Origin of the sequence: Micromonospora sp. NPDC049891 (assembly GCF_040660295.1) — a bacterium.
Classification (GTDB): Bacteria; Actinomycetota; Actinomycetes; order Mycobacteriales; family Micromonosporaceae; genus Micromonospora.
Window position 1 is genome coordinate 176,846 of record NZ_JBFAML010000002.1, and the last position, 25,462, is coordinate 202,307.

The window sequence follows — 25,462 nt, forward strand, 5'->3', positions numbered from 1 at the left end:
GGCTGGACGGAACAGGCGTTCCCGGCACCTCACTCGCCGACGGTGGTCGCGACCCGGGGGACCAGGCCGACGGCGGGGTCGTAGCGGACCGGGACGGGATCGCTGAGTTCGCCGACGAACTCGCCGTCGGCGTGCTCGACGAAACCGATGAGGGACCAGCCGTCACCGTCGGGGACCAGGCGGGGCGCGTACAGGTGCGGTTGCGCGACCGGCTGAGCGGCGGCGATGTCCCACGGGCCGCGCACCGTGGGCCCGGTGGCGACCCAGAGCCGCGACCCGGATTCCTGCCCGGGGGCGAAGGCGTTGGTGCAGAACAGCAGCAGTGGCTGTCCGTCGACGACGGCGACCTGCGGCACCTCCAGGTGACCGAACCCGGCCGGCGTGGACAGCGGCGGCCGGACCGTCCAGTTCACCAGGTCGGGGGAGGTCGCGTGGCCGACGACGCCACGCGCTTCGCCCGGCCCCTGGTTGGCCCGGGCGGTGATCAGCATGTGCCAGCCGTCGCCGTCGGGGTCCGGGAAGACCCACGGGTCGCGCCAGGCCTGCTCGTACCACATCTCGCGGTCGAGCAGCTCGTACCAGGTCGGGTCGGCTTCCAGCAGCGGCGCGTCGCTGTGGCGGTGCCAGGTGACCAGGTCGTCGGAGACGGCCAGGCCGATGCGCTGGACCAGGCCGTCCTCGGCTCGGCCGACCCCGGTGTAGAAGAGGTACCACCGCTGGTCCGGTCCGCGTACCGTGCAGCCGGTCCAGGTCGCCAGGTCGTCCCAGGCGGGCGCGTCGGCGGGCACCAGGGCGTCGGCGCGCAGGTGCCAGGAGCGCAGGTCGGTGGAGACCGCGTGGCCGATCGAGGCGCGCCGGTGGCGGCGGTGCGGGTCGAGCAGGGCTCGGGAGGCGCGCAGGAAGAACGCGTGCCAGTGGCCGTCGTCGTCCTGGGCGTACCAGCTGTCCCACACCCAGTGGTCGGGCAGTCGAAGCATGGCCGGAAACGTACCAGTGAATCGGTTTAGCGACTACGGCGGGTGCGGGCCGCCTGGCCAGCGGGACGGTGGGCTCAGTCGGCGGGGGCGGCCACGGACCGCCGCCGCCGCAGCGGCATCGGGACGAACGACGCGGCCCCGTCACCGCCGTCGAGCAGCACCTCCACCGCGCGGCGGCCCATCTGTTCGTGCGGCAGCGCCGCGGTGGACAGCCCCGGACGTAGCCACGCGGCGATCGGGTCGTCGTCGAAGGAGATCACCGAAAGGTCGTCGGGAATGGTCAGGCCGGCCTCGCCGAGCGCCTGGTACGCGCCGAAGGCCAGCCGGTCGTTCATGCAGATCACCGCAGTGGGACGGGTCGGGCGGTCCAGCAGCGTACGCATGGCGGCGTAGCCGTGCTCCGGCAGCCACTCCGGGCAGAAGCCCTCGGTGAGCAGCGAGACACCGGCGGCGGCGAGGGTGCCCCGGATGCCACGCAACCGGGCGTCGGCGGCCAGTGAGATCTCCGGGTCGCGTTCCTTCTGCCGGTTGCGACCGATCAGGGCGATCCGGTCCCGGTGACCCTGGGCGAGCAGTGTCTCGGCGGCCATCGCGCCGGCGCCCTCGTCGTCGGGGAGTACGCAGGGCAACGGCTCCGGACTTGTGGCGTTGAGCAGCACCACCGGGCCGCCGAGGATGGCCGGCGGCACCGCCAGTCGGCGGGTCGCCATGGCCGCGTAGATCACGCCGTCGACCTGGCGGTCGAGGATCGCCTCGATGGCGTACCGCTCGAACGTCGCGTCGCCCTGCGTCTCGGTGATCAGCAGGACGTGGTCACGCTCGCGGGCGGCGTCCAGCGCGCCGCGGATGAGGCCACCGGCGAAGCGGGTGGTGGCGACGATGTCGGAGACGAACGCGATGGTGGCGGTCTTGCGGGTGCGCAGGCTGCGGGCGGCGACGTTGGGGCGGTAGCCGAGTTCCTCCGCGGCCGCGAAGACCCGCTGGTGCGCCTCGGCGGAGAGTCGGGTGCCCTCACGCCCGTTCAGCACCATCGACGCGGCGGTCTTGGACAGACCTGCCCGTCGCGCCACGTCGGCAAGTGTGGCTCTCTCGCGGCCCATTGAGTCCTCCGATCACGGCGGCCGTCCCGACACCGCCGTCGTCCCATCATGATGGGTCGAGTCGCTTCCGTGGTCACCGGCGGTGTGTCCCAGCTGGCCACGAGGCCGGTGAACCATCTGTTTCCAGACCGTTGCGAACTCGTCCTTGACAGTCCCCGACGACGCGCGCATGCTCTGCTAAATCAGTTTAGCGACGTGGTTTCACCTCTGCGGTGGACGCCTTCGCGTCTTCCGACGTCATATTGGGTACCGCGGGCCGCGAGCCGGGTTCGGCACGCGACGTGCGACACGTGGTGGCCGACGGTCCGGCTCGTGGCGGTCGCCACGGACGACCGTCAACCGGCTCGGCGCGCGGATGAGTCAAGGAGCATGAGGTGCCGGAGTTCTCGACGAGGTTCACCCGACGCCGGTTGGCACTGCTGGTGCCACTACTGGGCGTCAGTATGGTTATCACCGCCTGTAGCGCGCCAGGTTCGGAGCAGACCCCCTCGGGGGACTCCGACGCCCCGGTCAGCACCGAGCTGGGTAGCGACCCGATCACCCTGGAAATGTACGCCGAGACCGGCTTCCCGCTGGCCAAGGCTCTCGCGGACGAGTTCACGAAGCAGCACCCGAACGTCACGTTCAACATCCGCGAGGACCAGTTCACCGTGATCACGGAGAACGCGCCCCGGGTGCTCGCCTCGGACAACGCGCCCGACATCATCCGGCTGCCCACCATGGTCGACCTGGTCAAGGACGGGCTGCTGAAGAACCTGGACCCGTACTTCGACGCGTACGGCTGGGACAAGTTCCCCGCCTCGTCGCTGATCCAGCTGCGTCTGTCCGACGGCGGGGCGGTGCGCGGCAGCGGCTCGCTGTACGGCATGGGCCTCGGCTACAGCGTGACCGGCGTCTTCTACAACAAGAAGCAGGCCGAGCAGGTCGGCATGACCCAGCCGCCGGCCACCATCGCCGAGTTCGAGGAACTGCTGGCCAAGGCGAAGGCGGCCAACCTGCTGCCGATCATGCAGTTCAACAAGAACACCGCCGGCATCAACTTCCCGCACCAGGCACTGCAGAACCAGTACGGCGACCCGACCGCGATCGCCGACTGGATCTTCCAGAAGCCGGGCGCGACCTTCGACACGCCGGCGGCGCTCAAGGCCACCCAGACCATCCAGAAGTGGGCCGAGGCCGGCTACTTCCCGAAGGACGCGAACGCCATCGACTACACGGCGATGATGGGCGAGTTCCAGAAGGGCAACGGCCTGTTCATGTTCAACGGCGACTGGGAGTCGGGGAACCTGGACAAGAACATGGCCGGCGAGGTCGGCTTCTTCCTCTTCCCGGGTGAGACCGCCGACGCCAAGCGGGTCGCGATGTCCGCGCCGAACACGTTCGGTGTCGGTGCCAAGGCCAAGAACGCCGACGCCGCGGCCTTCTTCCTCAACTGGGTGCACACCAACGACAAGGCCCGCGAAATCTCGGTCACCATCGGCGGCTCGCACCCGGGCGGCCCGGCCGACCTCGCCCTGCCGCCGGTGTCGGAGGGCACCGTGCTGGCCGAGACGCTCAAGGCGTCCCAGCAGCTCGGCGCGGACAACGGTGCTGTCGACTTCACCGCGAACGCCACCGGCGGCATCTTCGCCGCGGCCATCACCCCCGAGATGCAGAAACTGATCGCCGGTCAGCAGACCCCCGAGGGGTACGTGAAGGCGGTCCAGGCCGAGTACGAGAAGGAACTGTCCCGATGACGTCTGCCCTCGGCAGCGCCCCGGCCGGGTCGGACACCACGTCCCGACCCGGCCGGGGGGACCCCCGGTCAGCCGCGCGGCCCCACCGGAAGCGGTGGGGCCGCACGGTCCGGTGGACCGGGTGGGTCTGGGTCCTGCCCGCACTGATCATGTACGGCATCTTCGTGCTGCGTCCGCTCGTGCTGACCGTGCAGTACTCGCTGTACCACTGGAACGGCATCGGTGCGGCCCGCTGGGCGGGGCTGGACAACTACCTCACGGTCTTCACCGACCGCGACCTGTTGAAGATCATCTCGAACGCCTTCATCCTGATCATCTTCTTCAGCTTCATCCCCGTCCTGCTCGGCCTGCTGGTGGCCAGCCTGGTCCGGCGGATCACCACCGGCCCGGCCGGCACCATGGTCCGGACCGTGCTGTTCCTGCCCCAGGTGATCCCGCTCGTCGCGGCCGGCATCGCCTGGAGCTGGGTGCTCTCCACAAACGGCCTGGTCAACCAGGCGCTGCGGGCCGTCGGACTGGACGGCGTCACCCGGGCCTGGCTCGGCGAGTTCGACACCGCGCTGCCGGCGGTGGGCGTGATCGGCACCTGGGTCATGCTCGGTCTCTGCACGATCCTGCTGATCACCGGGATGAGCAAGATCGACCCTTCGCTCTACGAGGCCGCCCGCATCGACGGCGCCGGCCCGGTGCGTGAGTTCTTCGCGGTGACCCTGCCCAGCCTGCGCCAGGAGATCGGCATCTGCCTGACGGTGACCATCATCGCGGCGCTGGCCAGCTTCGACATCGTCTACATCTCCACAAGCGGCGGTCCGGGAATCCAGACCACCGTGCCCGGCCTGGAGATCTATCGGCTCGCCTTCTCCCAGCGTCAGGTCGGCCTCGCCTCGGCCCTCGCCGTGGTGCTGATGGCGCTGGTGCTGGTGTGCGTCCTGCCGATCCAGCGACTGACCCGGGGAGAGAAGTGATGAACCTGACCACCCGCAGCGAGCGGCTGACCGGACGCATCTTCCTGATCGCGCTGGTCGTGGTCACCCTGCTGCCGTTCCTGAGCATGTTGTCGGCGGCCCTGCAACCACGCGGCACCGTGCCCACCGGCCTGGCCTGGCCCACCGATCCGCAGTGGGGGAACTTCGTCGACGCCTTCACCGCCGCCAACATGGGCGCGCTGCTGAAGTCGAGCGCGCTGATCGTGGCCGGTGTGGTGCCGGTCGGCGTGCTCATCGCGACAATGGCCGGCTTCGGCCTGGGCCACCTGCGGGTACCCGGCGGTCACCTCGCCTTCGGGCTGCTGCTGCTCGGCCTCACCCTGCCCTTCGAGGCGGTGGTGACCCCGCTGTACTACCAGATGCGGGACCTCGGCCTGCTCAACACCCGTTGGGCGATCGTCCTGCCGTTGATCGGCCTCTACATGCCGTTCGCGGTCTTCTGGATGCGCGCCCACTTCATCAACGTGCCCCGGGAACTGTCCGAGGCGGCACGGGTGGACGGCAGCAACACCTGGCAGCTGTTCTGGCGGGTCCACGTGCCGCTGGCCCGGCCGGCCATCGCCTCGCTGACCATCCTGTTGTTCCTCTGGACCTGGAACCAGTTCCTGCTCGCCATCGTGCTCGTCGACGATGCGACGAAGCGGACGATGGCCGGCGCTCTCGGTGCCTTCCAGGGGCAGTGGGGAACCGATCTGGTGCTGCTCTGCGCTGGCTCACTGCTCATCCTCACGCCTACCCTCATCGTGTTCCTGATCTTCCAGCGACAGTTCATCAAGGCCCTGCTTCAGGGCTCCGTGAAGGGATAGCGGGTTGACTGACACCCAGATCCACGGTGACGTCGACGAGGGCTTCGGCCCGGTAGCCGACGTGTTCCGGGACAACTTCGCCCACCGTCAGGAGGTGGGCGCCGCAGTCGCCGTCTACCTGCGCGGCCGTAAGGTCGTGGACCTGCACGGTGGGCTGGCCGACACCCGGTCGGGACGTCAGTGGTCGGCGGACACCACAGCCGTCGTCTTCTCCTGCACCAAGGGGATCATGGCGATCTGCGCGTACCTGCTGGTGCAGGAGGGGCGGCTGGACCTCGACGCGCCGGTCACCCGCTACTGGCCGGAATTCGGCCAGCACGGCAAGGCGGAGATCCCGGTCCGCTGGCTGCTCACCCACCAGTCCGGCCTGCCGGCGCTGGACCAGCACTTCTCCCGCGAGGAGGTGCTCGCCTGGGACCCGGTGATCAAGGCGATCGAGGCGCAGACTCCACTGTGGAAGCCGGGTACCGCGCACAGCTACCATGCGATCACCTATGGCTGGCTGATCGGCGAGGTGATCCGGCGGATCACCGGCGAGATGCCCGGTGCCTACTTCGCCCGCGTTCTCGGCGAGCCGCTGGGCCTGCGTACCTGGATCGGGCTGCCGGCCGCCGAACGGGACGCCGTCGCCTGGATGCTCGCGCCGATCGGCGAACCCGTCCCGGCCGGCGACCCGGTCGCCGAGCGCGGCATCACCATGGGCGGCGCCTTCGCGTTTCCCGCCGACGAGAACGGTCTGGTCAGCTTCAACGACCCGGCCATCCAGGCCGCCCAGATCCCGGGCGCGGGCGCGGTCAGCACCGCCGAGAGCCTGGCCCGTCTCTACGCCGCCTGCGTCTCGGAGGTCGGCGGTGCCCGGCTGCTCAGCCCCGCGTCCGTCGACGATGCCGTCACGGTCCGGGTGAGCGGGCAGCAGGTCTACGGGCTTCCCGACGCGGGACACCGCTGGGGTACCGGCTTCCTGGTGCACTCGGTGCCGCGCCCGATGCTCGGCGAACGCAGCTTCGGCCACGACGGCGCGGGTGGGCACCTGGCGTTCGGCGACGACACCCACCAGGTCGGCTTCGGCTACGTGGTCAACCAGATGGGCGGCTTCGATGACGAGCGCGCCAACCTGCTCGCCGCAGCGGTCCGGGACTGCCTGGCGAGATAGGCCCTGTGTCGCAGTCCCTGGCCGGCCCACGACAGGCCCCGGCGACGGACGGGACCCACCCGTGACCGGGATCGACGTACGGTGGGCCGATGTCGAGCGTAGACGCTGAGCTGGCGATCCGGGCGGCGCAGGCCGGTGCCGAGGTCGTGCGCTCGCACCACGGGACATCAGTGGACCATTTCGCGAAATCGGGCTGGGACTTCGCCACCACCGCAGACGTCGAGGCGGAGGAAGCCATCCTCGCCGTGTTGCGGACGGCCCGGCCCGATGACGCCCTGTTGGCCGAGGAGAGCGGGCGCAGCGGCTCCGTCGGGGACGGGCGTGTCTGGCTTGTCGATCCGCTCTGCGGGACGCTGAACTTCGCCGTACACACCATGCTGGTCTCGGTGAACGTGGCCCTGCGGGTCGGCGCGCAGGTCGTGGTGGCGGCTGCCGTCGACCCGTTCGCGCAGGAGGTCTTCTGGACCGACGGCACCGGCGCCCGGGTACGGCGTGCCGGTGCCGACCAGCGACTCACCCCGTCGGCGGTGTCCGGGCTGGTGGACGTCAATCTTGATCCGCCCTGGCCGAACGAGCGGGTGTTCCGGGCCGCGCGGCTGCTGGCCGACGAGGGGTTCACCGCGCGGTTCCGGCCCCGGGTGGTGTCGACCACGTTGGCGTTGGCATGGGTCGCGGCCGGTCGACGCGCGGCGTACGTGACCGACGGCCAGCTGCGCGACAACGTGCACTTCGCCGCCGGCATCGCACTCTGCGCGGCGGCCGGCTGCGTGGTGACCGGGATCGACGGCCGGCCCTGGCACAGCGGCCGGGGCGGGCTCGTCGCGGCAGCCGACGCGGGTACGCACGCCGAGCTGCTGGCGCTGATCGCGGCGCAACGGGATCCGGCGTAGGGCCGGGAGCGTCGGGTGTTCCCGTCAGTCGAGGCAGAACTCGTTGCCCTCGGGGTCGGTCAGCACGATGAAGCCGGCCTCGAGCGGTGGCGCGGGCTCGACCCGGCGTACCTGCGTGGCACCCAACGCGACCAACCGGTCACACTCGACCTGCAACGCCGCCATCCGCTCCGCTCCGGTGAGCCCGGGTGCGGCCCGCACGTCGAGGTGCACCCGGTTCTTGACGACCTTGTCCTCCGGCACCTGCTGGAAGAACAACCGTGGACCGTGCCCCTCCGGGTCCTCGATGGCCGACCTCGTGTTGCGCTGCTCCGGCGGTACGCCGATCCGGGCGAGGAAGTCGTCCCACGCGGCCAGCGGGTCGGCACCCTCGGGCAGGTCGACTCCGGGCGGGCCGGGATGCACGTAGCCCAGCGCGTCCCGCCAGAACGTGGACAGCGCGGTCGGGTCGTGAGCGTCGAAGGTGACCTGGATGTGCCGGCTCATCGGGTTGCTCCAATCGGTTCGCGTCCAGACAACCACCCTGGCAGGCAGGGCTGACAAATTGATGCGCGACCGCGGTTCCCGGCGATGCCGTCGACGGATTGGATCCTCCTGATCCCAGCCGAAACAAGCTAGCAATCTCAGCGCCATCGATGTTAGCGTTCGCACAACGCGCCTTCGCACTCGGAAGGACGGCCGCTGCCGGGTCGATGTGATCGCCAACATCGCCGGCCCGATGTCCCCCGCGCGTCGCGGGCTGTCGCCGACGGGCGTCTGCTGCCCGGTCCACTTCCTCGCGACACATCTGATGTCTGCTGCGATCAGAGTGTGTTCTTGTGCCACCGTGACGGAATCTTGGCCGTTGACGTCACATGTCTGTAACCCCTAACGTCTGATGTCTAAGCCACGTGGTCCACCGCCCCGCCATCGTGTTTTGGAGGGATCGCCATGTCCCGTTCCCCTGCGAAATGGGCAGCGACACCGACGGTGGCAGATCACCGAGCAGGGCGAACCGGCGGTACCGGATCGTCCAGCGGACGGCAGCACGCATCTGCTGTGGACCAGCGGCCCCGCACGAACCCTTCGCACGTCACGTCCGGCACGTCCGTCGTCCCAGCCGACCCGGCCAGGGCGACGCACGTGGGGTGACGCCTGGATATGGAGGAACAAGAATGAGAAACAGGGCACTGCTGAGTGTGGGGCTGACGGTGCTGCTCGGCGCGTCGGCCACCTTCGCGGCCGGTTGTGGTGACGGCACGGCCGACGGGACCGGATCAGGCGGCTCGCAGGTCATCGGGGTCGACTACCCCCGCTCCGACACGGACTTCTGGAACTCCTACATCAAGTACGTTCCGCAGTTCGCCGACGAGCTCGGCGTCGAGGTCAAGACCACCAACTCGCAGAACGACATCGCCAACCTCATCTCGAACACCCAGACCTTCATCAGCCAGGGCGTCAAGGGTGTGGTGATGGCACCGCAGGACACCGCAGCCATCGCGCCGACCCTGTCCCAACTGGACAGCAGGAAGATCCCGGTGGTCACCATCGACACCCGGCCGGACACCGGCAACGTGTTCATGGTCGTCCGCGCCGACAACCGCGCCTACGGCATCAAGGCGTGTCAGTTCCTCGGTACCAGGCTCGGCGGCAAGGGCAAGGTCGTGATGCTCCAGGGCGGGCTCGACTCGATCAACGGCCGGGACCGCACCGAGGCGTTCAACGAGTGCATGCAGAAGGAGTTCCCCGAGATCACCGTCTTCGGCGAGGCCACCGACTGGAAGGCCGACGTGGCGGCGTCGAAGCTACAGACCCGGTTCGCGTCGGACCCGGACGTCAAGGGCATCTACATGCAGTCCTCGTTCGCCCTGTCCGGGACTCTCCAGATCCTCAAGCAGCGGGGTCTCCAGGTGCCGCCGAGCGACCCGAAGCACGTCTTCGTGGTCTCCAACGACGGCATCCCCGAGGAGCTGAAGAACATCGGTGCAGGGCTCATCGACGCCACCGTCAGCCAGCCGGCCGACCTCTACGCCAGGTACGGCCTGGAGTACGTCAAAGCGGCGATCGAGGGCAAGACCTTCCAGCCCGGCCCGACCGAGCACGGCAGCACCATCATCCAGGTGCGCGACGGTCTGCTTGAGGACCAGTTGCCGGCACCGTTGGTGACGCTTGACGGCGCGCCGATCGCGGGGGAGCCCACCCTGAAGTTCGACGACTCGTCCCTGTGGGGCAACAACGCATGAGCGTCATCCCGCAGGCGCCGACCGACGGGCTGGTCGGTGCCGACCAGCCCGTCGTGGAGGCCGTGAACATCACCAAGCGGTTCGGGTCGACCGTGGCGCTCGCCGACGCGGGGATCGTGGTCCGCCGTGGTGAGACGCACGCCCTGGTCGGGCGCAACGGTGCCGGCAAGTCCACACTTGTCGGCATCCTCACCGGGTTGCAGGCCGCCGACGACGGCGCGGTGGCCTTCGACGGGCGTCCGGCACCACCGCTCGCCGACCGTGACGCCTGGCGCAGGCGGGTGGCCTGCGTCTACCAGAAGTCCACGATCATCCCCACCCTCACCGTGGCGGAGAACCTCTTCCTCAACCGGCACGCCCGTGGCCGGGCCGGGTTGATCCGCTGGTCGCGGCTGCGTCGTGCGGCGGAGCAACTGCTGGCGGAGTGGTCCGTGGACGTCGACGTACGCCAGCCCGCGTCGACCCTCTCCGTCGAGCAGCGGCAGTTCGTCGAGATCGCCCGGGCGCTCTCCTTCGGTGCCAGGTTCATCATCCTCGACGAGCCGACCGCCCAGCTCGACGGTGCCGGCATCAACCGCCTGTTCACCCGGATCCGGGAGCTGCGGGCGCAGGGCGTGACGTTCCTGTTCATCAGCCACCACCTACAGGAGATCTACGAGATCTGTGACCAGGTGACGGTCTTCCGCGACGCCCGGCACATCGTCACCGCCCCGGTGGCGCAGCTGAGCCGGCCGGCGCTGGTGGCCGCGATGACAGGTGAGGACGTGACCATGCCGGAGGCCGATCACCGGCCGCTGGCCACCGACGCGCCGGTGCTGCTGTCCGTACGCGACCTGGTCACCACCTCCGGTGCCGAGCTGTCCGTGGCGGCTCGGGCGGGTGAGGTGGTGGGGATCGCCGGTGGCGGCGGCAGCGGCAAGGTCGAGGTCGCCGAGGCGATAGTCGGCCTGGCCCGACCGGCCGGCGGGACGGTCGTCGTCGACGGTCGGACGCTACGCCCCGGGAGCGTGCCGGACGCCCTCGACGCCGGTGTCGGGCTGGTGCCGCAGGACCGGCACCGCGAGGGGCTGGTGCCGCTGCTGTCCATCGCCGAGAACGTCACAATGACCGTCCCGGGGCGGATCGGTAGGCGGGGCCTCATCTCGCCGGCCCGGCGGGACGCCCTGGCCCGGGGCACCATCGCCGACCTGGCGATCAAGGCATCGGGGCCGCAGGTGCCGGTCTCCGACCTGTCCGGCGGCAACCAGCAGAAGGTGGTGATGGGCCGGGCGCTGGCCAGCGACCCGAAGCTGCTGGTGCTGATCACCCCGACCGCCGGGGTGGACGTGCGCTCCAAGCAGACCCTGCTCGGCGTCGTCGAGGAGGTACGCCGTCGCGGTACCAGCGTGCTTGTCGTCTCCGACGAGCTGGACGACCTGCGGATCTGTGACCGCGTACTTGTGATGTTCCAGGGACGGGTCGTCCGCGAGATGGCCCACGGCTGGAGTGACAACGATCTGGTAGCCGCCATGGAAGGGGTGGATCTCCACCATGTCTGAGACGCTCTCCGCCACCGAGCGGCCGGCCGCCACGCCGCCACCGTCCCCGCCGGGTGCCTCGTCGCGCAGCCTGGCCATCGCCCGGCTCCGGGATCTGGCGCTGGTACCGGCGATCATCGCGGTCGCCATCGTCGGGTCGATCGTCAGCCCGGTCTTCCTCAGCACCGACAACATCATCAACGTGCTGCAGAGCATGTCGGAGATCGCCATCGTGGTCCTCGCCCAGACCATCGTGCTGATCACCGGCAAGATGGACCTGTCGCTGGAGTCCACCTTCGGCCTCGCGCCGGGTGTCGCGGCCTGGCTGGTCGTGGACCCGGCGTTGACCCGGGGCCTCGGTCTCGACGTGCTACCGGACGCCTGGGCGGTCCCGGTGGTGCTCCTCGTCGGTGCCCTCGTCGGCGCCTTCAACGGGCTGCTCATCGTTCGCTTCGGCCTCAACGGGTTCATCGTCACGTTGGGCATGCTGATCGTCCTGCGGGGGCTGCTCACCGGCATCTCCGGTGGCCAGACCTTCTTCATGCTGCCCGAGTCGATGACCTATCTCGGCTCCGCCACCTGGGTCGGCGTGCCGGCCTCGATCTGGCTGTCGCTGCTGCTGTTCGCCGCCGGGATCGTCGTGCTCGGCTACACCCGGGCCGGTCGGGCGCTGTACGCGATCGGCGGCAACGCCGACGCGGCCCGGGCGGCGGGTATCCGTACCGACCGGGTGCTCTGGATGGCCCTCATCGTGGCCAGCGTCCTCGCGGCGCTCGCCGGGCTGCTGATCAGCGGCCGGCTCGCGGCGGTGCCGTCGGCCCAGGGCAGCGGTGCCATCTTCCAGGTCTTCGCGGCGGCGGTGATCGGTGGCGTCAGCCTCAACGGTGGCAAGGGCAGTGTCTTCGGCGCCTTCACCGGTGTCCTGCTGCTGTTCATGATCATTAATGTGTTGACCCTGGCCGGGGTGCCCGCGCAGTGGACGAACTTCCTCAACGGCACCGTCATCCTGGTGGCCCTGGTGGTCTCCCGCATCACCGGAGGTAAGGCACAGACGTGAGGCGGCCCGGCCGCTGGCCGGGCCCGACCATCGCGCGGCAGACAACCAGACCCACCTGTTCGACCCCTCAGGAGTTGTGGTGAGTGAGCGCATCTCGTCCGTAGACACCATCGACGTACGGTTCCCCACGTCCCGGCACCGGGACGGGTCGGACGCGATGAACCCGTTCCCCGACTACTCGGCCGCGTACGTCATCGTGCGGACATCGGCCGGTGCTGAGGGCCACGGACTGGTCTTCACCGTGGGCCGTGGCACCGACCTCCAGGTGGCGGCGGTGCAGGCGCTCGCTCCGATGGTGGTCGGCCAGCGGGTCGACGAACTGGTCGCCGATCCGGGGGCGCTGGCCCGCCGGCTCGTTGGTGACAGCCAGATCCGGTGGCTCGGGCCGGAGAAGGGGGTCGTGCACATGGCCGCCGGCGGTCTGGTCAACGCGGTGTGGGACCTCGCGGCCCGGCGGGCGGACAAGCCGTTGTGGAAGCTGCTCGCCGACCTCACCCCGGAACAGGTGGTCGCCCAGGTCGACTTCCGCTACCTGCGTGACGCCCTCGACGAGGATGAGGCGGCGGCGTTGCTGCGGGCCGCCGAGGGCGGGCGGGGCGAGCGCGAGCGACGGCTACGGGCCGAAGGTTATCCGGCGTACACCACCACCCCCGGCTGGCTGGGTTACGACGACGAGAAGCTGGCCCGGCTCTGCCGGGAAGCGGTCGAGGCGGGCTACCGGCTGATCAAGCTCAAGGTGGGCGGGAACCTGGCCGACGACGTACGCCGGATGGGCATCGCCCGGCAGGCGGTCGGCCCGGACATCCGGATCGCTGTCGACGCGAACCAGATCTGGGGTGTGCCCGAGGCGATCCGCTGGATGCGGGAGCTGGCCTCGTTCGACCCGTACTGGATCGAGGAGCCGACCTCGCCGGACGACGTGCTCGGGCACGGCGCCGTACGCAAGGCTCTCGCGCCGGTGAAGGTGGCCACCGGCGAGCACGTGCACAACGCGGTCATGTTCAAGCAGCTGCTCCAGGCCGACGCCGTCGACGTGGTGCAGATCGACGCCTGCCGCGTCGCCGGGGTCAACGAGAACCTGGCGATCCTGCTGCTCGCCGCGAAGTTCGGGGTGCCGGTCTGCCCGCACGCCGGGGGAGTGGGGCTGTGCGAGCTGGTGCAGCACCTGGCCATGTTCGACTTCGTCGCGCTCAGCGGCAGCACCGACGACCGGGCCATCGAGTACGTCGATCACCTGCATGAGCACTTCGTCGATCCGGTACGCGTCAGTGGTGGACGGTACCGCGCGCCGGAGGCGCCCGGAATGAGCGCGCGGATCCTGCCCGACTCGTTGGCGCAGTACCGCTTCCCTGACGGCCCGGCATGGGTGGACGCGCCGGTGATGGCGGGAGCGCCGACCGCATGATCATCGACGCGCACCACCACCTGTGGCGGCCGGAACGCGGCTACACCTGGCTGGCGGAGCCGGGCCTGGCCGCGATCCGCCGGCCGTTCACCCCGGCGGACCTGACCGTCGAACTCGCCGCAGCCGGGGTGCACGGCACCGTGCTGGTGGAGGGCGGTCGGTGCCACCCCGACGAGGCTGCCGAGTTCCTCGGCTACGCCGCCGACACCGCACCGATCCTCCGGGTGGTGGCCTGGATCGACGTGGCGGCCGGCGACGTACCCGCCACCATCGACGGCTACCGCCGGTCGCGGGGCGGCGAGTTGCTGGTAGGGCTGCGCTCCCAGGTGCAGGGGGAGGCGGACCCGGACTACCTCGACCGGCCCGACGTACGCCGTGGCCTGGCCGGGATCGCCGCCGCCGGCCTCGCCTTCGACCTGGTGATCCGGGCCGACCAGTTGCCGGCGGCGGCCCGGGCCGCGCGGGCGGTCCCGCAGCTCCGGTTCGTCCTCGACCATCTGGGCAAGCCGCGCATCGACGAGGGTGCGGCCGGTTTGCGACGGTGGCGCGATCCGTTCGCCGCGCTGGCCGCCAACCCGAACGTCACCGGCAAGCTCTCCGGCCTGGTCACCGAGGCCGCGCCGGAGTGGTCACCGGACGACCTGCGTCCGTTCGTCGAGGTCGCGGTCGAGGAGTTCGGTCCGGATCGTCTGATGTTTGGCTCGGACTGGCCGGTCTGCCTCCTCAGATCCGGCTACCCGGGGGTACGCCGGGCACTGGAGGCGGCCCTGCCGCCGCTCACCGCACGGGAGCGGCACGAGATCTTCGCCGGTACCGCGCTGCGCGCCTACGAGCTGACCCGGCAGGGTGCCCGGCCCGAAACGGTGAGGCCGTCGGCATGAACCCGGCGGATCCCCGGTTCGCCCCGGCACAGGGCTGGGCGCGGCGCCCCGGTAGCCGGCCCCCGCCGCGTCCCGGGCGACCGCGCCCGTCGGCGGCTACCCGTCCGTCGGCTTGGCGGCGAGCACCGTACGCAGCCACGCCTCGGAGGTGTTGACATGCAGCAGGGCGCTGGCCTGTGCCAGCAACTGGTCACGCGCGCGCAGGGCGAGGTAGATCGTGTGATGCTCCTCGATCGTCTGGTGGGCCGCGTTGCCCTCTATCAACCCGCGCCACACCCGGGCCCGCAGCGTACGGCCGGAGAGGCCGTCCAGCAACGAGGTGAGGGTCTCGTTGCCGGTGGTGGCGACGACCGTGTGGTGAAAGGCGGTGTCGAACTGGATGAGCTTCTCGGCGTCGTCGGCCGCCGCCCGCATGTCCTCCAGGATCTGGCCCAGTTCGTCGAGGTCGGCGTCGGTCATCCGCAACGCCGCCAGGCCGGTCGCCATCGGCTCCAGCATCCGGCGTACCTCCATGACCTCCAGGAGCGTGTCGTCGCGCAGCAGCTCCACCGCGACGCCGAGCCCTTGCAGCAGCAGCCGGGGGGCGAGGCTCGTCACGTATGTCCCGTCGCCGCGTCGCACGTCGAGCACCCGGGCCGATTCGAGCACCTTCACCGCTTCCCGGACTCCGCTGCGCGAGAGTCCCATCTGCGCGGCCAGCTGCGGCTCCGGCGGCAGCCGCGTCCCCGGTGGCAGCTCACCGCTCTGGATCATGCTCCGGATCCTCGCGATCGCGTCGTCGGTCAGTGCCATCCACGCCCCCTTCGGACCGGCCAGCCGGACGCCGCCGGCCCTGACCCGGCATCTGCGGTCGGGACCGGCAACCCCCACCACTATAAAGACATCCGACGTTTGCCTGCGCCGCCGCTCGCGCGCCGAGTGGCGGCCGGGATCAGGATCAACCGACCTCAGCGGAGGGTGTGACGTGCGACGTTACGGCATGGTGATCCGGCTCAGGCCGGAGCACCGGGACACCTACCTGCGGCTGCACGCCGCGGTCTGGCCCGGTGTCGAGCAGACGCTGCGCGAGGGGAACATCCGAAACTTCACCATCTTCCTCCACGGCGACCTGTTGTTCGGTTACTACGAGTACGTCGGCGACGACCACGACGCGGACCAACGTCGGATGGCCGACGACCCGCAGACCCAGGCGTGGTGGAAGCTGACCGACCCGTGCCAGGAGTCCCTCGCCGAACCCGGATCTGGGCACTGGTGGGCTCCGATGCAGGAAATCTGGCACCTGACCGAGGAGGCGCCCTGAACTGTCCTACCGGGACCCGCCATGACGCCTACCGATTGACGGCTGCTCGCGCTCCACGCGCCAGGGGGGGCGAGCGCCGCGACGGACCGGCCCTGACGCCGATCCGTTCCGCCGGGCGTTACATCTGACGAATACGGTGATGATCGCCTGTCACCCGGTGCCGGGGCCGGTCCGACCGGGCCGTACGCCGGGGGCGGCAACGCCCTGCCCTTGTTCGGAAAATGCCTGTTCGGGTCGGGTATCCCGGAACTATCGGGGCTCCTCGGCCGCTCGGCCCGATCGACAAATCGACAATTGCCTATCGCGCTGACTGGGGGTAACATTCGCGAAACACATCAGACGTCTGACCGTTCTGGGCCTGCCGGCGATCAGTGAGGATTCGCATGGCCGGATCGGTCACGGTTGGAGGATCGATGTCAGACCTGACTCGACGGCAGGCCCTGAAGATCGGCGCGGCGGGTGCGGGCGGCGCCCTGCTGCCGCTGCCGTGGACCGCCGTGGCCCGAGCGGACTCGGTCGCACCGCCACAGGTGCTCGCCGCCGGTGACCTGGCACTCTGGTACGACCGGTCCGCCGGCACCGACTGGCTACGGGCACTGCCGATCGGCAACGGCCGGCTCGGTGCCATGGTCTTCGGCAATGTCGACGCGGAGCGGCTACAGCTCAACGAGGACACCGTCTGGGCCGGCGGACCGCACGACCCGAGCAACCCCCGTGGTCTGGGCGCGTTGGCCGAGATCCGGCGACTCGTGTTCGCGAACCAGTGGACCCAGGCCCAGAACCTGATCAACCAGAACATGCTCGGTAACCCGGTCGGGCAGTTGGCGTACCAGACCGTCGGCAACCTCCGGCTGGCCTTCCCGACCTCCGGCGGGGCGTCGCAGTACGACCGGCAGCTGGACCTCACCACCGCGACCACAAGCGTGTCGTACGTGATGAACGGCGTGCGGTACCAGCGAGAGACGTTCGCCAGCGCGCCCGATCAGGTCATCGCGATGCGGCTGACCGCCGACCGGGCCGGCTCGATCACCTTCACCGCCACGTTCGACAGTCCGCAGCGGACCTCCGTCTCCAGCCCGGACGGCACCACGATCGCTCTCGACGGCGTCTCCGGCAACCAGGAGGGCGTCAACGGCGCGGTGCGCTTCCTGGCGCTGGCAAACGCCACCGTCAGCGGCGGCACGGTGAGCAGTTCCGGTGGCACGTTGCGGGTCACCGGTGCCACGAGCGTGACCCTGCTGGTCTCCATCGGTTCCAGCTACGTCAACTACCGCAACGTCGGCGGCGACTACCAGGGCATCGCCCGCCGGCACCTCAGTGCGGCGCGGGCCAGCAACTACGACCAGCTGCGCGGCCGGCACGTCGCCGACTACCAGGCGCTGTTCGGGCGGGTCAGCCTCGACCTGGGGCGTACCTCCGCCGCGGACCAGCCGACAGACGTCCGGATCGCCCAGCACAACAGCGTCAACGATCCGCAGTTCTCCGCGCTGCTGTTCCAGTTCGGTAGGTACCTGCTGATCTCGTCCTCCCGGCCGGGCACCCAGCCGGCCAACCTCCAGGGCATCTGGAACGATTCGCTGACGCCGGCCTGGGACTCGAAGTACACGATCAACGCCAACCTGCCGATGAACTACTGGCCGGCCAACACCACAAACCTGTCCGAGTGCCACGCACCGGTCTTCGACATGGTCAGGGACCTCGCGGTGGCGGGCGCCCGCACCGCCCAGGTGCAGTACGGCGCCGGCGGCTGGGTCACCCACCACAACACCGACGCCTGGCGAGCCACCTCGGTGGTCGACGGCGCCTTCTGGGGCATGTGGCAGACCGGGGGCGCCTGGCTGGCCACCCTGATCTGGGACCACTACCTGTTCACCGGGGACATCGAGTTCCTCCGGGCGAACTACCCGGCGATGAAGGGCGCGGCGCAGTTCTTCCTCGACACCCTGGTGACCGAGCCGAGCCTCGGTTACCTGGTGACCAACCCGTCGAACTCGCCGGAGATCGGCCACCACGCCGACGCCAGCGTGTGTGCGGGACCGACGATGGACAACCAGATCCTGCGGGACCTCTTCGACGGGTGCGCCCGGGCGAGCGAGATCCTCAACACCGACGCCACCTTCCGGGCGCAGGTACGGGCCACCCGGGACCGGCTCGCGCCGAACCGCATCGGATCGCGCGGCAACATCATGGAGTGGCTCTACGACTGGGTGGAGACCGAGCGGAACCACCGCCACGTCTCACACCTCTACGGGCTGGCGCCCAGCAACCAGATCACGCGGCGGGGCACCCCCCAGCTGTTCGAGGCGGCCCGGCGCACCCTGGAGATCCGGGGCGACGACGGCACCGGCTGGTCACTCGCCTGGAAAATCAACTTCTGGGCCCGGATGGAGGAGGGCAACCGGGCCCACGACCTGATCCGCTTCCTCGCCACCCCGGCCCGGCTCGCGCCGAACATGTTCGACCTGCACCCGCCGTTCCAGATCGACGGCAACTTCGGTGCCACCGCCGGCATCGCCGAGATGTTGCTGCACAGCCACGTCGGTGAGCTGCACATCCTGCCGGCCCTGCCGGCGGCCTGGCCCAGCGGGCGGGTCAGCGGCCTGCGCGGCCGGGGCGGTCACACCGTCGGCATCACGTGGAGCAACGGCCAGGCCACCGAGATCCTCGTCCGGCCGGACCGGGCCGGCACCGTCCGGCTGCGGGGCCGCATGTTCACCGGCAACCACACGGTGGTCGACGCCGCCGACGGCACCCCGGCCCGGACCACGAAGGTCGAGAACGACCTGATCGAGGTCACCGTCGCGGCCGGGCGCACCTACCGGGCAACCGGGTCCGGCGGCGTGCCCACGGCGCCGCCGCTCGAACAGAGCTTCACGAACGTCAGCACCACGAACGACAACAACACCGGCGCCGGGAACTTCGACGGCAACGGAGCCACCCTCTCCGCGCAGGCCCTGGCCCAGGCCGGGGTCACGCCGGGTAGCACGTTGAGCCGTAACGGGGTCACCTTCCGCTGGCCCAACGTCGCACCGGGCGGTGCCGACAACGCCATCGCCTCAGGGCAGTCGATCGGTCTGACCGGCACGGGCCGTACCCTCGGCTTCCTCGCGACCGGCACCTACGGGGCCGTGTCGGGCACCGCCGCCGTGGTCTACGCCGACGGTACCCGGCAGACGTTCACGCTCAGCACCCCCGACTGGTACGGCGGACCGCACGCCGGTGGCACCGCGGCCATCGTGATGGCGTACCAGAACCGGCCCGGCAACCAGCGGCAGAACACCGCGGCCTGCGTCTACTACGTCGGGGTGACCTTGCAGAACAAGCCGGTGGCCCGGGTGGAGCTGCCGAACATCAGCGCCCGTCCGGCGGCGAACGTACCGACAATGCACATCTTCGCCATCGCGATCGGCGCCTGACGGTCGCGGGCGGATCTCCGGATCGGGCGGAGCCGCCCGGCGGGCTCGCCGGCCACGACGTTTCCAGTCGCGGCCGGCGGGCCCGGTCGTCACGCCCCGGCTGGCCGGCCCGTGCTCACTATCGCTGGGCCAGCAGCCACTGCAGGATGCTCCGGTCGTCGTAGGTCGGACCGTAGGCCGCGTGGTAGTCGGGCAGTGAGAACGCCTCGTTGCCGTACTCGGTGTAGTGCAGCAGCTCGGCGATCTGCTCGGGCGACGCACCCCGCGCCTCGTACGCCGAACGCAGCGCCGCCCGCGAGTTGCGGGCCAGCGAGATGTTCAGCAGGTGGTCGTTGACGCCGTGGGTGATCCACAGCGGGATCTCGGCGGCGGCGATGGCCGTCGCCTGGCTGGCGCTGACCTGGAAACCACCGGTGACCAGGCCGGCGGTGAACAGGTCGGGACGCTTGGCGAACGCCTCCCACAGCAGCCGCGAGCCGTACGAGACGGTGGTGGCGTACACCCGCTCGGTGTCCACCGCGTGGTCCTTGCTGAACTGCTCGACCAGCTTGACCAGCAGGTCCGCCTCGGCCACGTCGCCCACCCGCTGGTTCTGCGGGGCGAGCACGATGACGTCCTCCCGGCTACCGGTGATGCTCGGCTGGAGCCAGGCCGTCGCGGGGATGTCGGCGGCGATCTGCACGCCCGTGTTGTCGCCGTCCCAGCCCATGCCGTGCCCGGGCAGGACGACCATCAGCGGGTACTTCCGGCCGGCCTGGTAGTTCTTCGGCAGGTGGTAGTGGTACGGAAGCACCATGCCGCCACTGAGGTACGAGCCGTAGCGGAACTCGTCGACGAGCAGGTTCACCGGTGCCTCCGTGACCCCGTGCGAGGTACCCGGCGCGCCCTTGGCCAGCACCGGTCCGGCGCCCTTGCCGTTGCCCGGCTGGGCGTGCACGTCCTTGCGCTGGGTCACCCGGGTCGGCAGGTCCGGGTTCACCTTGACCGTGCACAGGAAGGTCGGGCACTTGGAGACGATGACGGTCCAGCCGGCGTCCTGGTCGGGGTCCAGCTCGACGATGACGTACCGGCCGGGTACGGACCGCCGGTCGGCGCGGACGGTGGCGGTGCTGTTGGTGTAGGTGTGGGTGATCTTCCGGTCGGTCAGCTTGGGCAGGTCCTCGATGGGGTTGAAGCGGAAGTTGTAGCTGGTGTCGGAGACCGCGAAGGTTGAGTTGTCCAGCTTGCGGGGGTTGACCGTGGCGCCGTACTCGACGGCGACGGCGGAGACCTTCTGGCCGTAGGTGTAGACCGTGGTGATGGGGGTGACACTGCGGATGCCACCGGTGCCGCTGCCGTGATCCCTGGTCGCGGCGTAGGCGGCGGTGCCGGACGTGGCCAGCAGCAGCACCGCAGCGACGGAGACGAGCGTCCTGCGCAGTCTCATCGGCCCTCCTCGTTGGACGCGTCCGTCTGGTCCGGTTCGCGCCGGAGCGGCTCTGCCGAACTCCGAAACAGCGGGCGCTAAACTGATTTAGCAGAGCATCGGCGTCGGTCTGGTGGATGTCAAGGCCGGGTTGGTGACGGTGCGGAAACCGAGTGTTCACATCGCGCGACGGCGACGCCGAGTCGCTGGTCGGTCGCGGCGGGTGCGGGTCGGCTGTGGACGGAGGCTGGCCCGAGGGTGTTCACCGGCTCTGGCTTGCCGTATTCTCTGACGTCGATGACCGTCGCCCGGTGGGCCGGTGCGATCCGGTGGACGGATCCCATGATCGCCGGCTTGACCTGCGACAACTCGGCCGGTCGGTGGAGCGGGGCGTTCGTTACGAGACCGTGACCGCGGTATTTCCAACCAGGTGTTGACCTAGGCATTGTGAGCGCTAACACTTGGGCCCCAAGTGCGACCCGCGCAGCCGGTGCGACGGCGCGAGTTCCAGATTGGGGAAGCCAGTGAACAGAAGAGTCCTGGCCGCTCTCGGTAGCGCCGCCCTGGCGCTGAGCATGGCGGCCTGTAGTGGCGACGGCGCCGGCAGCGGCGGAAACGACAGCGACAAGCCCGCCGACCTGACCATCGGCGTCTCGATGCCGACCCAGACCTCCGAGCGGTGGATCGCGGACGGCAACTCGGTCAAGGAGAAGCTCGAAGCCAAGGGCTACAAGGTCGACCTCCAGTACGCCGGTGACGACATCCCCACCCAGTCCCAGCAGGTCGACCAGATGATCACTCGGGGTGCCGACGTGCTCATCATCGCGGCGATCGACGGCACGGCGCTGAGCGGGCAGTTGCAGGCGGCGGCCGACGCGGACATCCCGGTCATCGCCTACGACCGGCTCATCCGGGACAGCCCGAACGTCGACTTCTACGTCAGCTTCGACAACTACAAGGTCGGTGTCGCCCAGGCGACCGCGTTGCTGGTCGGCCTCGGGGTGCAGACCAAGGACGGCGCGAAGGGCGAGGCGAAGGGCCCGTTCAACATCGAGCTGTTCGCCGGATCGCTCGACGACAACAACGCCCACTTCTTCTTCAACGGCGCGATGGACACCCTCAAGCCGTTCATCGACGACGGCACTCTCAAGGTGACGTCCGGGCAGACCGCGATCGACAAGGTGGCGATCCTGCGGTGGCAGCAGGAGGCCGCGCAGAAGCGGATGGAGGACCTGCTGACCTCCAGCTACAACAGCGGCACCAAGGTCGACGGGGTGCTGTCGCCGTACGACGGGTTGTCGCGGGGCATCATCACCGCCCTGCAGAACGCCGGCTACAAGGGGGCCGACTTCCCGGTGGTGACCGGCCAGGACGCCGAGATCGCCTCGGTCAAGCTGATCGACGACGGGGTGCAGAGCTCCACCATCTTCAAGGACACCCGGCTGCTGGCCGAGCAGGCCGTCATCGCCGGTGAGGCGTTCCTGACCGACAAGGCGCCGGAGGCCAACGACACCGAGACGTACAACAACGGTGTCAAGGTCGTCCCGTCGTACCTGCTGCCGGTCCAGACCGTGTACAAGGACGACATCAAGCCGATCCTGATCGACTCGGGCTACTTCACCGCCGAGGAGGTCGCCGCCGGCCAGGCCGGCTGACGGCGCCGTCCGGGCTCGGTGGCGCACCCGCCACCGGGCCCGGCACCACCCCTGCCACACACGACGATCTGGAGGCTCAGGATGGTGAGCACGGACGACAACATCCTCGAGATGCGTCGCATCACCAAGACCTTCCCGGGCGTGGCGGCGCTCCAGGACGTCACCCTCGCCGTCCGGCGTGGGGAGATCCACGCCATCTGCGGCGAGAACGGCGCGGGCAAGTCCACCCTGATGAAGGTGCTGTCGGGGGTCTACCCGTCCGGCAGCTACGACGGCGAGATCCTGCTCGACGGCGAACCGGTGCACTTCAAGGGCATCCGGGACAGCGAGAGCCGGGGGATCGTCATCATCCACCAGGAACTCGCCCTGGTGCCGTACCTGTCGATCGCCGAGAACATCTTCCTCGGCAACGAGCAGCGTGGCCCCGGCGGGCTGATCGACTGGAACCGTACCAACGCCGAGGCGGCCAAGCTGCTCGCCTCCGTGGGGCTGGCCGAGAACCCGGTGACACCAGTGGTGCAGCTCGGCGTCGGCAAGCAACAGTTGGTGGAGATCGCCAAGGCCATCTCCAAGAAGGTCCGGCTGCTGATCCTGGACGAGCCGACCGCCGCGCTCAACGACGTCGACTCGGCGCACCTGCTCGACCTGATGCGACGCCTGCGCGACGAGGGCATCACCTGCATCATGATCTCGCACAAGCTCAACGAGATCACCTCGATCGCCGACTCCACCACGGTGCTGCGCGACGGGCGGACCGTGGAACGGCTCGAGATGGCCTCCGGCGAGGTGACCCAGGAACGGATCATCCGTGGGATGGTCGGCCGCGACCTGGACAGCTACTACCCCGACCGGGTCTCCACGCCCGGCGAGGAGGTGCTGCGCATCGAGGACTGGTCGGTGCGGCACCCGACCCAGGACCGCCTGGTCGTCGACGGCGCGAACCTGAACGTGCGCGCCGGCGAGGTGGTAGGCATCGCCGGCCTGATGGGCGCCGGGCGGACCGAACTGGCGATGAGCGTCTTCGGGCGTTCGTACGGCCGCGACATCACCGGCCGGTTGTTCGTGCACGGCCGGGAGGTCAGGGCGCGCAACGTCGCCGAGGCGATCCGCAACGGCATCGCGTACGCGACGGAGGACCGCAAACGCTTCGGGTTGAACCTCATCGAGGACATCCGGCGCAACATCTCGGCGGCCGGGTTGCGTCGGCTCGCCCGGCTGGGCTGGGTGCACGACAACGAGGAGATCAAGGTCGCCGAGACCAGCCGTCGGGACATGAACATCAAGGCGCCGAGCGTGATGTCGGTCGTGGGCAAGCTCTCCGGCGGCAACCAGCAGAAGGTCGTCCTGTCGAAGTGGCTGTTCACCGATCCGGACGTGCTGATCCTGGACGAGCCGACCCGGGGCATCGACGTCGGGGCGAAGTTCGAGATCTACACGATCATCAATCGGCTGGTGGCCGACGGCAAGGCCGTCATCATCATCTCCTCCGAACTGCCGGAGCTGCTCGGTATGTGCGACCGCATCTACACGTTGTCGGCAGGTCGCATCACCGGCCAGGTGCCGGTCGCTGAGGCGACCCAGGAGAAGCTCATGGAACTCATGGCGAAGGACAAGGAAAGCGTCGGATGACCAGCACCAGGCCCTCCTCGGCGGACAAGAAGTCGGCCGAGAGCGCTCCCGCCGCCGCACTGCACGTCGGCACCAGCGACCCACGTACGCTGATCATGAACAACCTGCGGCAGAGCGGCATCTTCGTCGCCCTCGTCGTCATCGTCGCCCTGTTCGCGTTCCTGACCGACGGTCTCTCGCTGAGTCCGGGCAACATCACGAACATCGTCCTTCAGTACTCGTACATCCTGGTGCTCGCCATCGGCATGGTCATCGTGATCATCGGCGGGCACATCGACCTCTCGGTCGGTTCAGTGGTGGCGCTTACCGGCGCGGTCTCCGCCGTGGTCGTCATCCGGCAGGGCCAACCGTGGTGGGTCGGTGTGCTGGCCGCCCTGGCGGTGGGACTCGCGGTCGGTGCCTGGCACGGCTTCTGGGTGGCGTACGTCGGCATTCCCGCCTTCATCGTGACCCTCGCCGGCATGCTGCTCTTCCGTGGTCTCACCCTGCGGGTGCTCGACAACATCTCGCTGTCGCCGTTCCCGGCCGAGTACAACCGGATCGCGGCAGGTTTCCTCAACGGTCTGATCGGTGGCGACGGTTACGACGCCTTCACCCTGCTCATCGGCGGCATCGCGGTGGCCGGCTACGTGGTGAGCAGCTTCCGCACCCGGGCGGCCCGCGTCCGCTACCAGCAGCCCGTCGAGTCGTTCGCGCTGTTCGTCGCCCGGATGGCGCTTGTCGGTGCCGTGGTCATGTGGTTCGCCTGGCAGTTGGCCCACGCGCGCGGCCTGCCGATCGTGCTGATCATCCTGGCCGCCCTGGTGCTCGTCTACGGGCTGCTCACCCGGCGCACGGTCTTCGGCCGGCAGGTCTACGCGATCGGCGGCAACCTCTCCGCGGCGATGCTGTCCGGCGTCAAGGTCCGTACGGTGAACTTCTGGATCTTCGTCAACATGGGCTTCCTGTCCGCGGTGGCCGGCATCATCTTCTCCTCCCGCTCCAACGGCGCGCAGCCCGCGGCGGGCAACATGTTCGAACTTGACGCGATCGCCGCGGCGTTCATCGGCGGTGCGGCGGTCACCGGCGGCGTCGGTACCGTCGTCGGCGCCATGGTGGGCGGGCTCATCATGGCGGTGATGAGCAACGGAATGCAGCTGATGGGTGTGGACCAGTCGTTGCAGTCGGTGGTCAAGGGGCTCGTGCTGCTGGTCGCGGTGGCCTTCGACGTCTACAACAAGCGGCGCGCCGGCGCGAGCCGCTGAGGCACCGCCTGGAGACCTGGCGGCGGCCGGCGGGCTCGGCGGTCCGCCGCCCCACGGTTTCCGTCAGCTCCGGACCCGTACCG

The 25,462-nt window shown here is 69.5% G+C and carries 20 protein-coding genes; 15 read left to right on the forward strand and 5 right to left on the reverse strand.

The features are described 5' to 3' along the window. Positions 1–29: 29 nt before the first annotated feature. Both AB0I71_RS04090 and AB0I71_RS04095 read right to left on the reverse strand, forming a co-directional pair. Entirely contained in the window at positions 30–977 is a 948-nt protein-coding gene (locus tag AB0I71_RS04090; protein WP_357581772.1) for a glycosyl hydrolase family 32, read from the reverse strand. Between the two features lie 74 nt (positions 978–1,051). Then, complete coding sequence (locus AB0I71_RS04095; protein WP_357581773.1) at positions 1,052–2,047, reverse strand: LacI family DNA-binding transcriptional regulator; 996 nt, start codon at positions 2,045–2,047, stop codon at positions 1,052–1,054. Positions 2,048–2,451: 404 nt separating this feature from the next. Between AB0I71_RS04095 and AB0I71_RS04100 the strand changes: the two genes are divergently transcribed. The 5 genes from AB0I71_RS04100 to AB0I71_RS04120 all read left to right on the forward strand — a co-directional run bounded on the left by AB0I71_RS04100 (position 2,452) and on the right by AB0I71_RS04120 (position 7,648). Further along, positions 2,452–3,813 (forward strand): extracellular solute-binding protein, encoded by a 1,362-nt coding sequence (locus tag AB0I71_RS04100; protein ID WP_357581774.1) that lies wholly within the window; start codon positions 2,452–2,454, stop codon positions 3,811–3,813. Then, positions 3,810–4,778 (forward strand): sugar ABC transporter permease, encoded by a 969-nt coding sequence (locus AB0I71_RS04105; protein WP_357581775.1) that lies wholly within the window; start codon positions 3,810–3,812, stop codon positions 4,776–4,778. The genes AB0I71_RS04100 and AB0I71_RS04105 overlap by 4 nt, the downstream gene beginning before the upstream one ends. Then, positions 4,778–5,605, forward strand: coding sequence for a carbohydrate ABC transporter permease (locus tag AB0I71_RS04110; RefSeq protein ID WP_210936882.1), 828 nt, complete (start codon positions 4,778–4,780; stop codon positions 5,603–5,605). The genes AB0I71_RS04105 and AB0I71_RS04110 overlap by 1 nt, the downstream gene beginning before the upstream one ends. Before the next feature lie 4 nt (positions 5,606–5,609). After that, positions 5,610–6,758 carry a serine hydrolase domain-containing protein gene (locus tag AB0I71_RS04115; RefSeq protein ID WP_357581776.1) on the forward strand — a complete coding sequence of 383 codons (1,149 nt, stop codon included), beginning with the start codon at positions 5,610–5,612 and terminating at the stop codon, positions 6,756–6,758. Positions 6,759–6,847: 89 nt separating this feature from the next. Next, complete coding sequence (locus AB0I71_RS04120) at positions 6,848–7,648, forward strand: inositol monophosphatase family protein (protein WP_357581777.1); 801 nt, start codon at positions 6,848–6,850, stop codon at positions 7,646–7,648. 24 nt (positions 7,649–7,672) lie between these two features. Here the strand turns inward: AB0I71_RS04120 and AB0I71_RS04125 are convergent, their stop codons facing one another. Beyond that, on the reverse strand, positions 7,673–8,134 hold the full coding sequence (locus AB0I71_RS04125) for a VOC family protein (RefSeq protein WP_357581778.1): 462 nt from the start codon (positions 8,132–8,134) through the stop codon (positions 7,673–7,675). A gap of 668 nt (positions 8,135–8,802) precedes the next feature. Between AB0I71_RS04125 and AB0I71_RS04130 the strand changes: the two genes are divergently transcribed. The 5 genes from AB0I71_RS04130 to AB0I71_RS04150 all read left to right on the forward strand — a co-directional run bounded on the left by AB0I71_RS04130 (position 8,803) and on the right by AB0I71_RS04150 (position 14,730). Beyond that, entirely contained in the window at positions 8,803–9,870 is a 1,068-nt protein-coding gene (locus tag AB0I71_RS04130) for a sugar ABC transporter substrate-binding protein (protein WP_357581779.1), read from the forward strand. Further along, positions 9,867–11,408 carry a sugar ABC transporter ATP-binding protein gene (locus AB0I71_RS04135; protein ID WP_357581780.1) on the forward strand — a complete coding sequence of 514 codons (1,542 nt, stop codon included), beginning with the start codon at positions 9,867–9,869 and terminating at the stop codon, positions 11,406–11,408. The genes AB0I71_RS04130 and AB0I71_RS04135 overlap by 4 nt, the downstream gene beginning before the upstream one ends. Further along, positions 11,401–12,444, forward strand: a complete 1,044-nt coding sequence (locus AB0I71_RS04140; protein ID WP_357581781.1) for an ABC transporter permease — start codon at positions 11,401–11,403, stop codon at positions 12,442–12,444. The genes AB0I71_RS04135 and AB0I71_RS04140 overlap by 8 nt, the downstream gene beginning before the upstream one ends. 76 nt (positions 12,445–12,520) lie before the next feature. After that, on the forward strand, positions 12,521–13,849 hold the full coding sequence (locus AB0I71_RS04145; protein WP_357581782.1) for an enolase C-terminal domain-like protein: 1,329 nt from the start codon (positions 12,521–12,523) through the stop codon (positions 13,847–13,849). Continuing rightward, positions 13,846–14,730: an amidohydrolase family protein gene (locus AB0I71_RS04150; protein ID WP_357581783.1), complete on the forward strand. Its 885-nt coding sequence runs from the start codon at positions 13,846–13,848 to the stop codon at positions 14,728–14,730. Before AB0I71_RS04145 ends, AB0I71_RS04150 begins: the two co-directional genes overlap by 4 nt. Before the next feature lie 96 nt (positions 14,731–14,826). Here AB0I71_RS04150 and AB0I71_RS04155 read toward each other — a convergent pair whose 3' ends face one another. Beyond that, positions 14,827–15,522, reverse strand: a complete 696-nt coding sequence (locus AB0I71_RS04155; RefSeq protein ID WP_357581784.1) for a FadR/GntR family transcriptional regulator — start codon at positions 15,520–15,522, stop codon at positions 14,827–14,829. 172 nt (positions 15,523–15,694) lie between these two features. On the opposite strand from AB0I71_RS04155, the gene AB0I71_RS04160 reads away from it, so the two are divergent. Both AB0I71_RS04160 and AB0I71_RS04165 read left to right on the forward strand, forming a co-directional pair. Further along, complete coding sequence (locus AB0I71_RS04160; RefSeq protein ID WP_357581785.1) at positions 15,695–16,030, forward strand: L-rhamnose mutarotase; 336 nt, start codon at positions 15,695–15,697, stop codon at positions 16,028–16,030. Between the two features lie 413 nt (positions 16,031–16,443). Further along, a complete protein-coding gene (locus AB0I71_RS04165; RefSeq protein ID WP_357581786.1) occupies positions 16,444–19,446 on the forward strand; it encodes a glycoside hydrolase family 95 protein in 3,003 nt (1,000 codons plus the stop codon). A gap of 118 nt (positions 19,447–19,564) precedes the next feature. On the opposite strand, the gene AB0I71_RS04170 is transcribed toward AB0I71_RS04165, so the two are convergent. Further along, complete coding sequence (locus AB0I71_RS04170; RefSeq protein WP_357581787.1) at positions 19,565–20,872, reverse strand: hypothetical protein; 1,308 nt, start codon at positions 20,870–20,872, stop codon at positions 19,565–19,567. Between the two features lie 503 nt (positions 20,873–21,375). Between AB0I71_RS04170 and chvE the strand changes: the two genes are divergently transcribed. The 3 genes from chvE (at position 21,376) to mmsB (ending at position 25,379) form a co-directional block, all read left to right on the forward strand. Next, a complete protein-coding gene (gene chvE, locus AB0I71_RS04175; protein WP_357581788.1) occupies positions 21,376–22,506 on the forward strand; it encodes a multiple monosaccharide ABC transporter substrate-binding protein in 1,131 nt (376 codons plus the stop codon). A gap of 81 nt (positions 22,507–22,587) precedes the next feature. Further along, positions 22,588–24,135 carry a multiple monosaccharide ABC transporter ATP-binding protein gene (gene mmsA / locus AB0I71_RS04180; RefSeq protein WP_357581789.1) on the forward strand — a complete coding sequence of 516 codons (1,548 nt, stop codon included), beginning with the start codon at positions 22,588–22,590 and terminating at the stop codon, positions 24,133–24,135. Next, the gene (mmsB, locus tag AB0I71_RS04185) at positions 24,132–25,379 is read left to right on the forward strand and encodes a multiple monosaccharide ABC transporter permease (RefSeq protein ID WP_357581790.1); all 1,248 of its coding nucleotides are present in this window, start codon (positions 24,132–24,134) and stop codon (positions 25,377–25,379) included. Before mmsA ends, mmsB begins: the two co-directional genes overlap by 4 nt. The last annotated feature ends 83 nt before the right edge of the window (positions 25,380–25,462 follow it).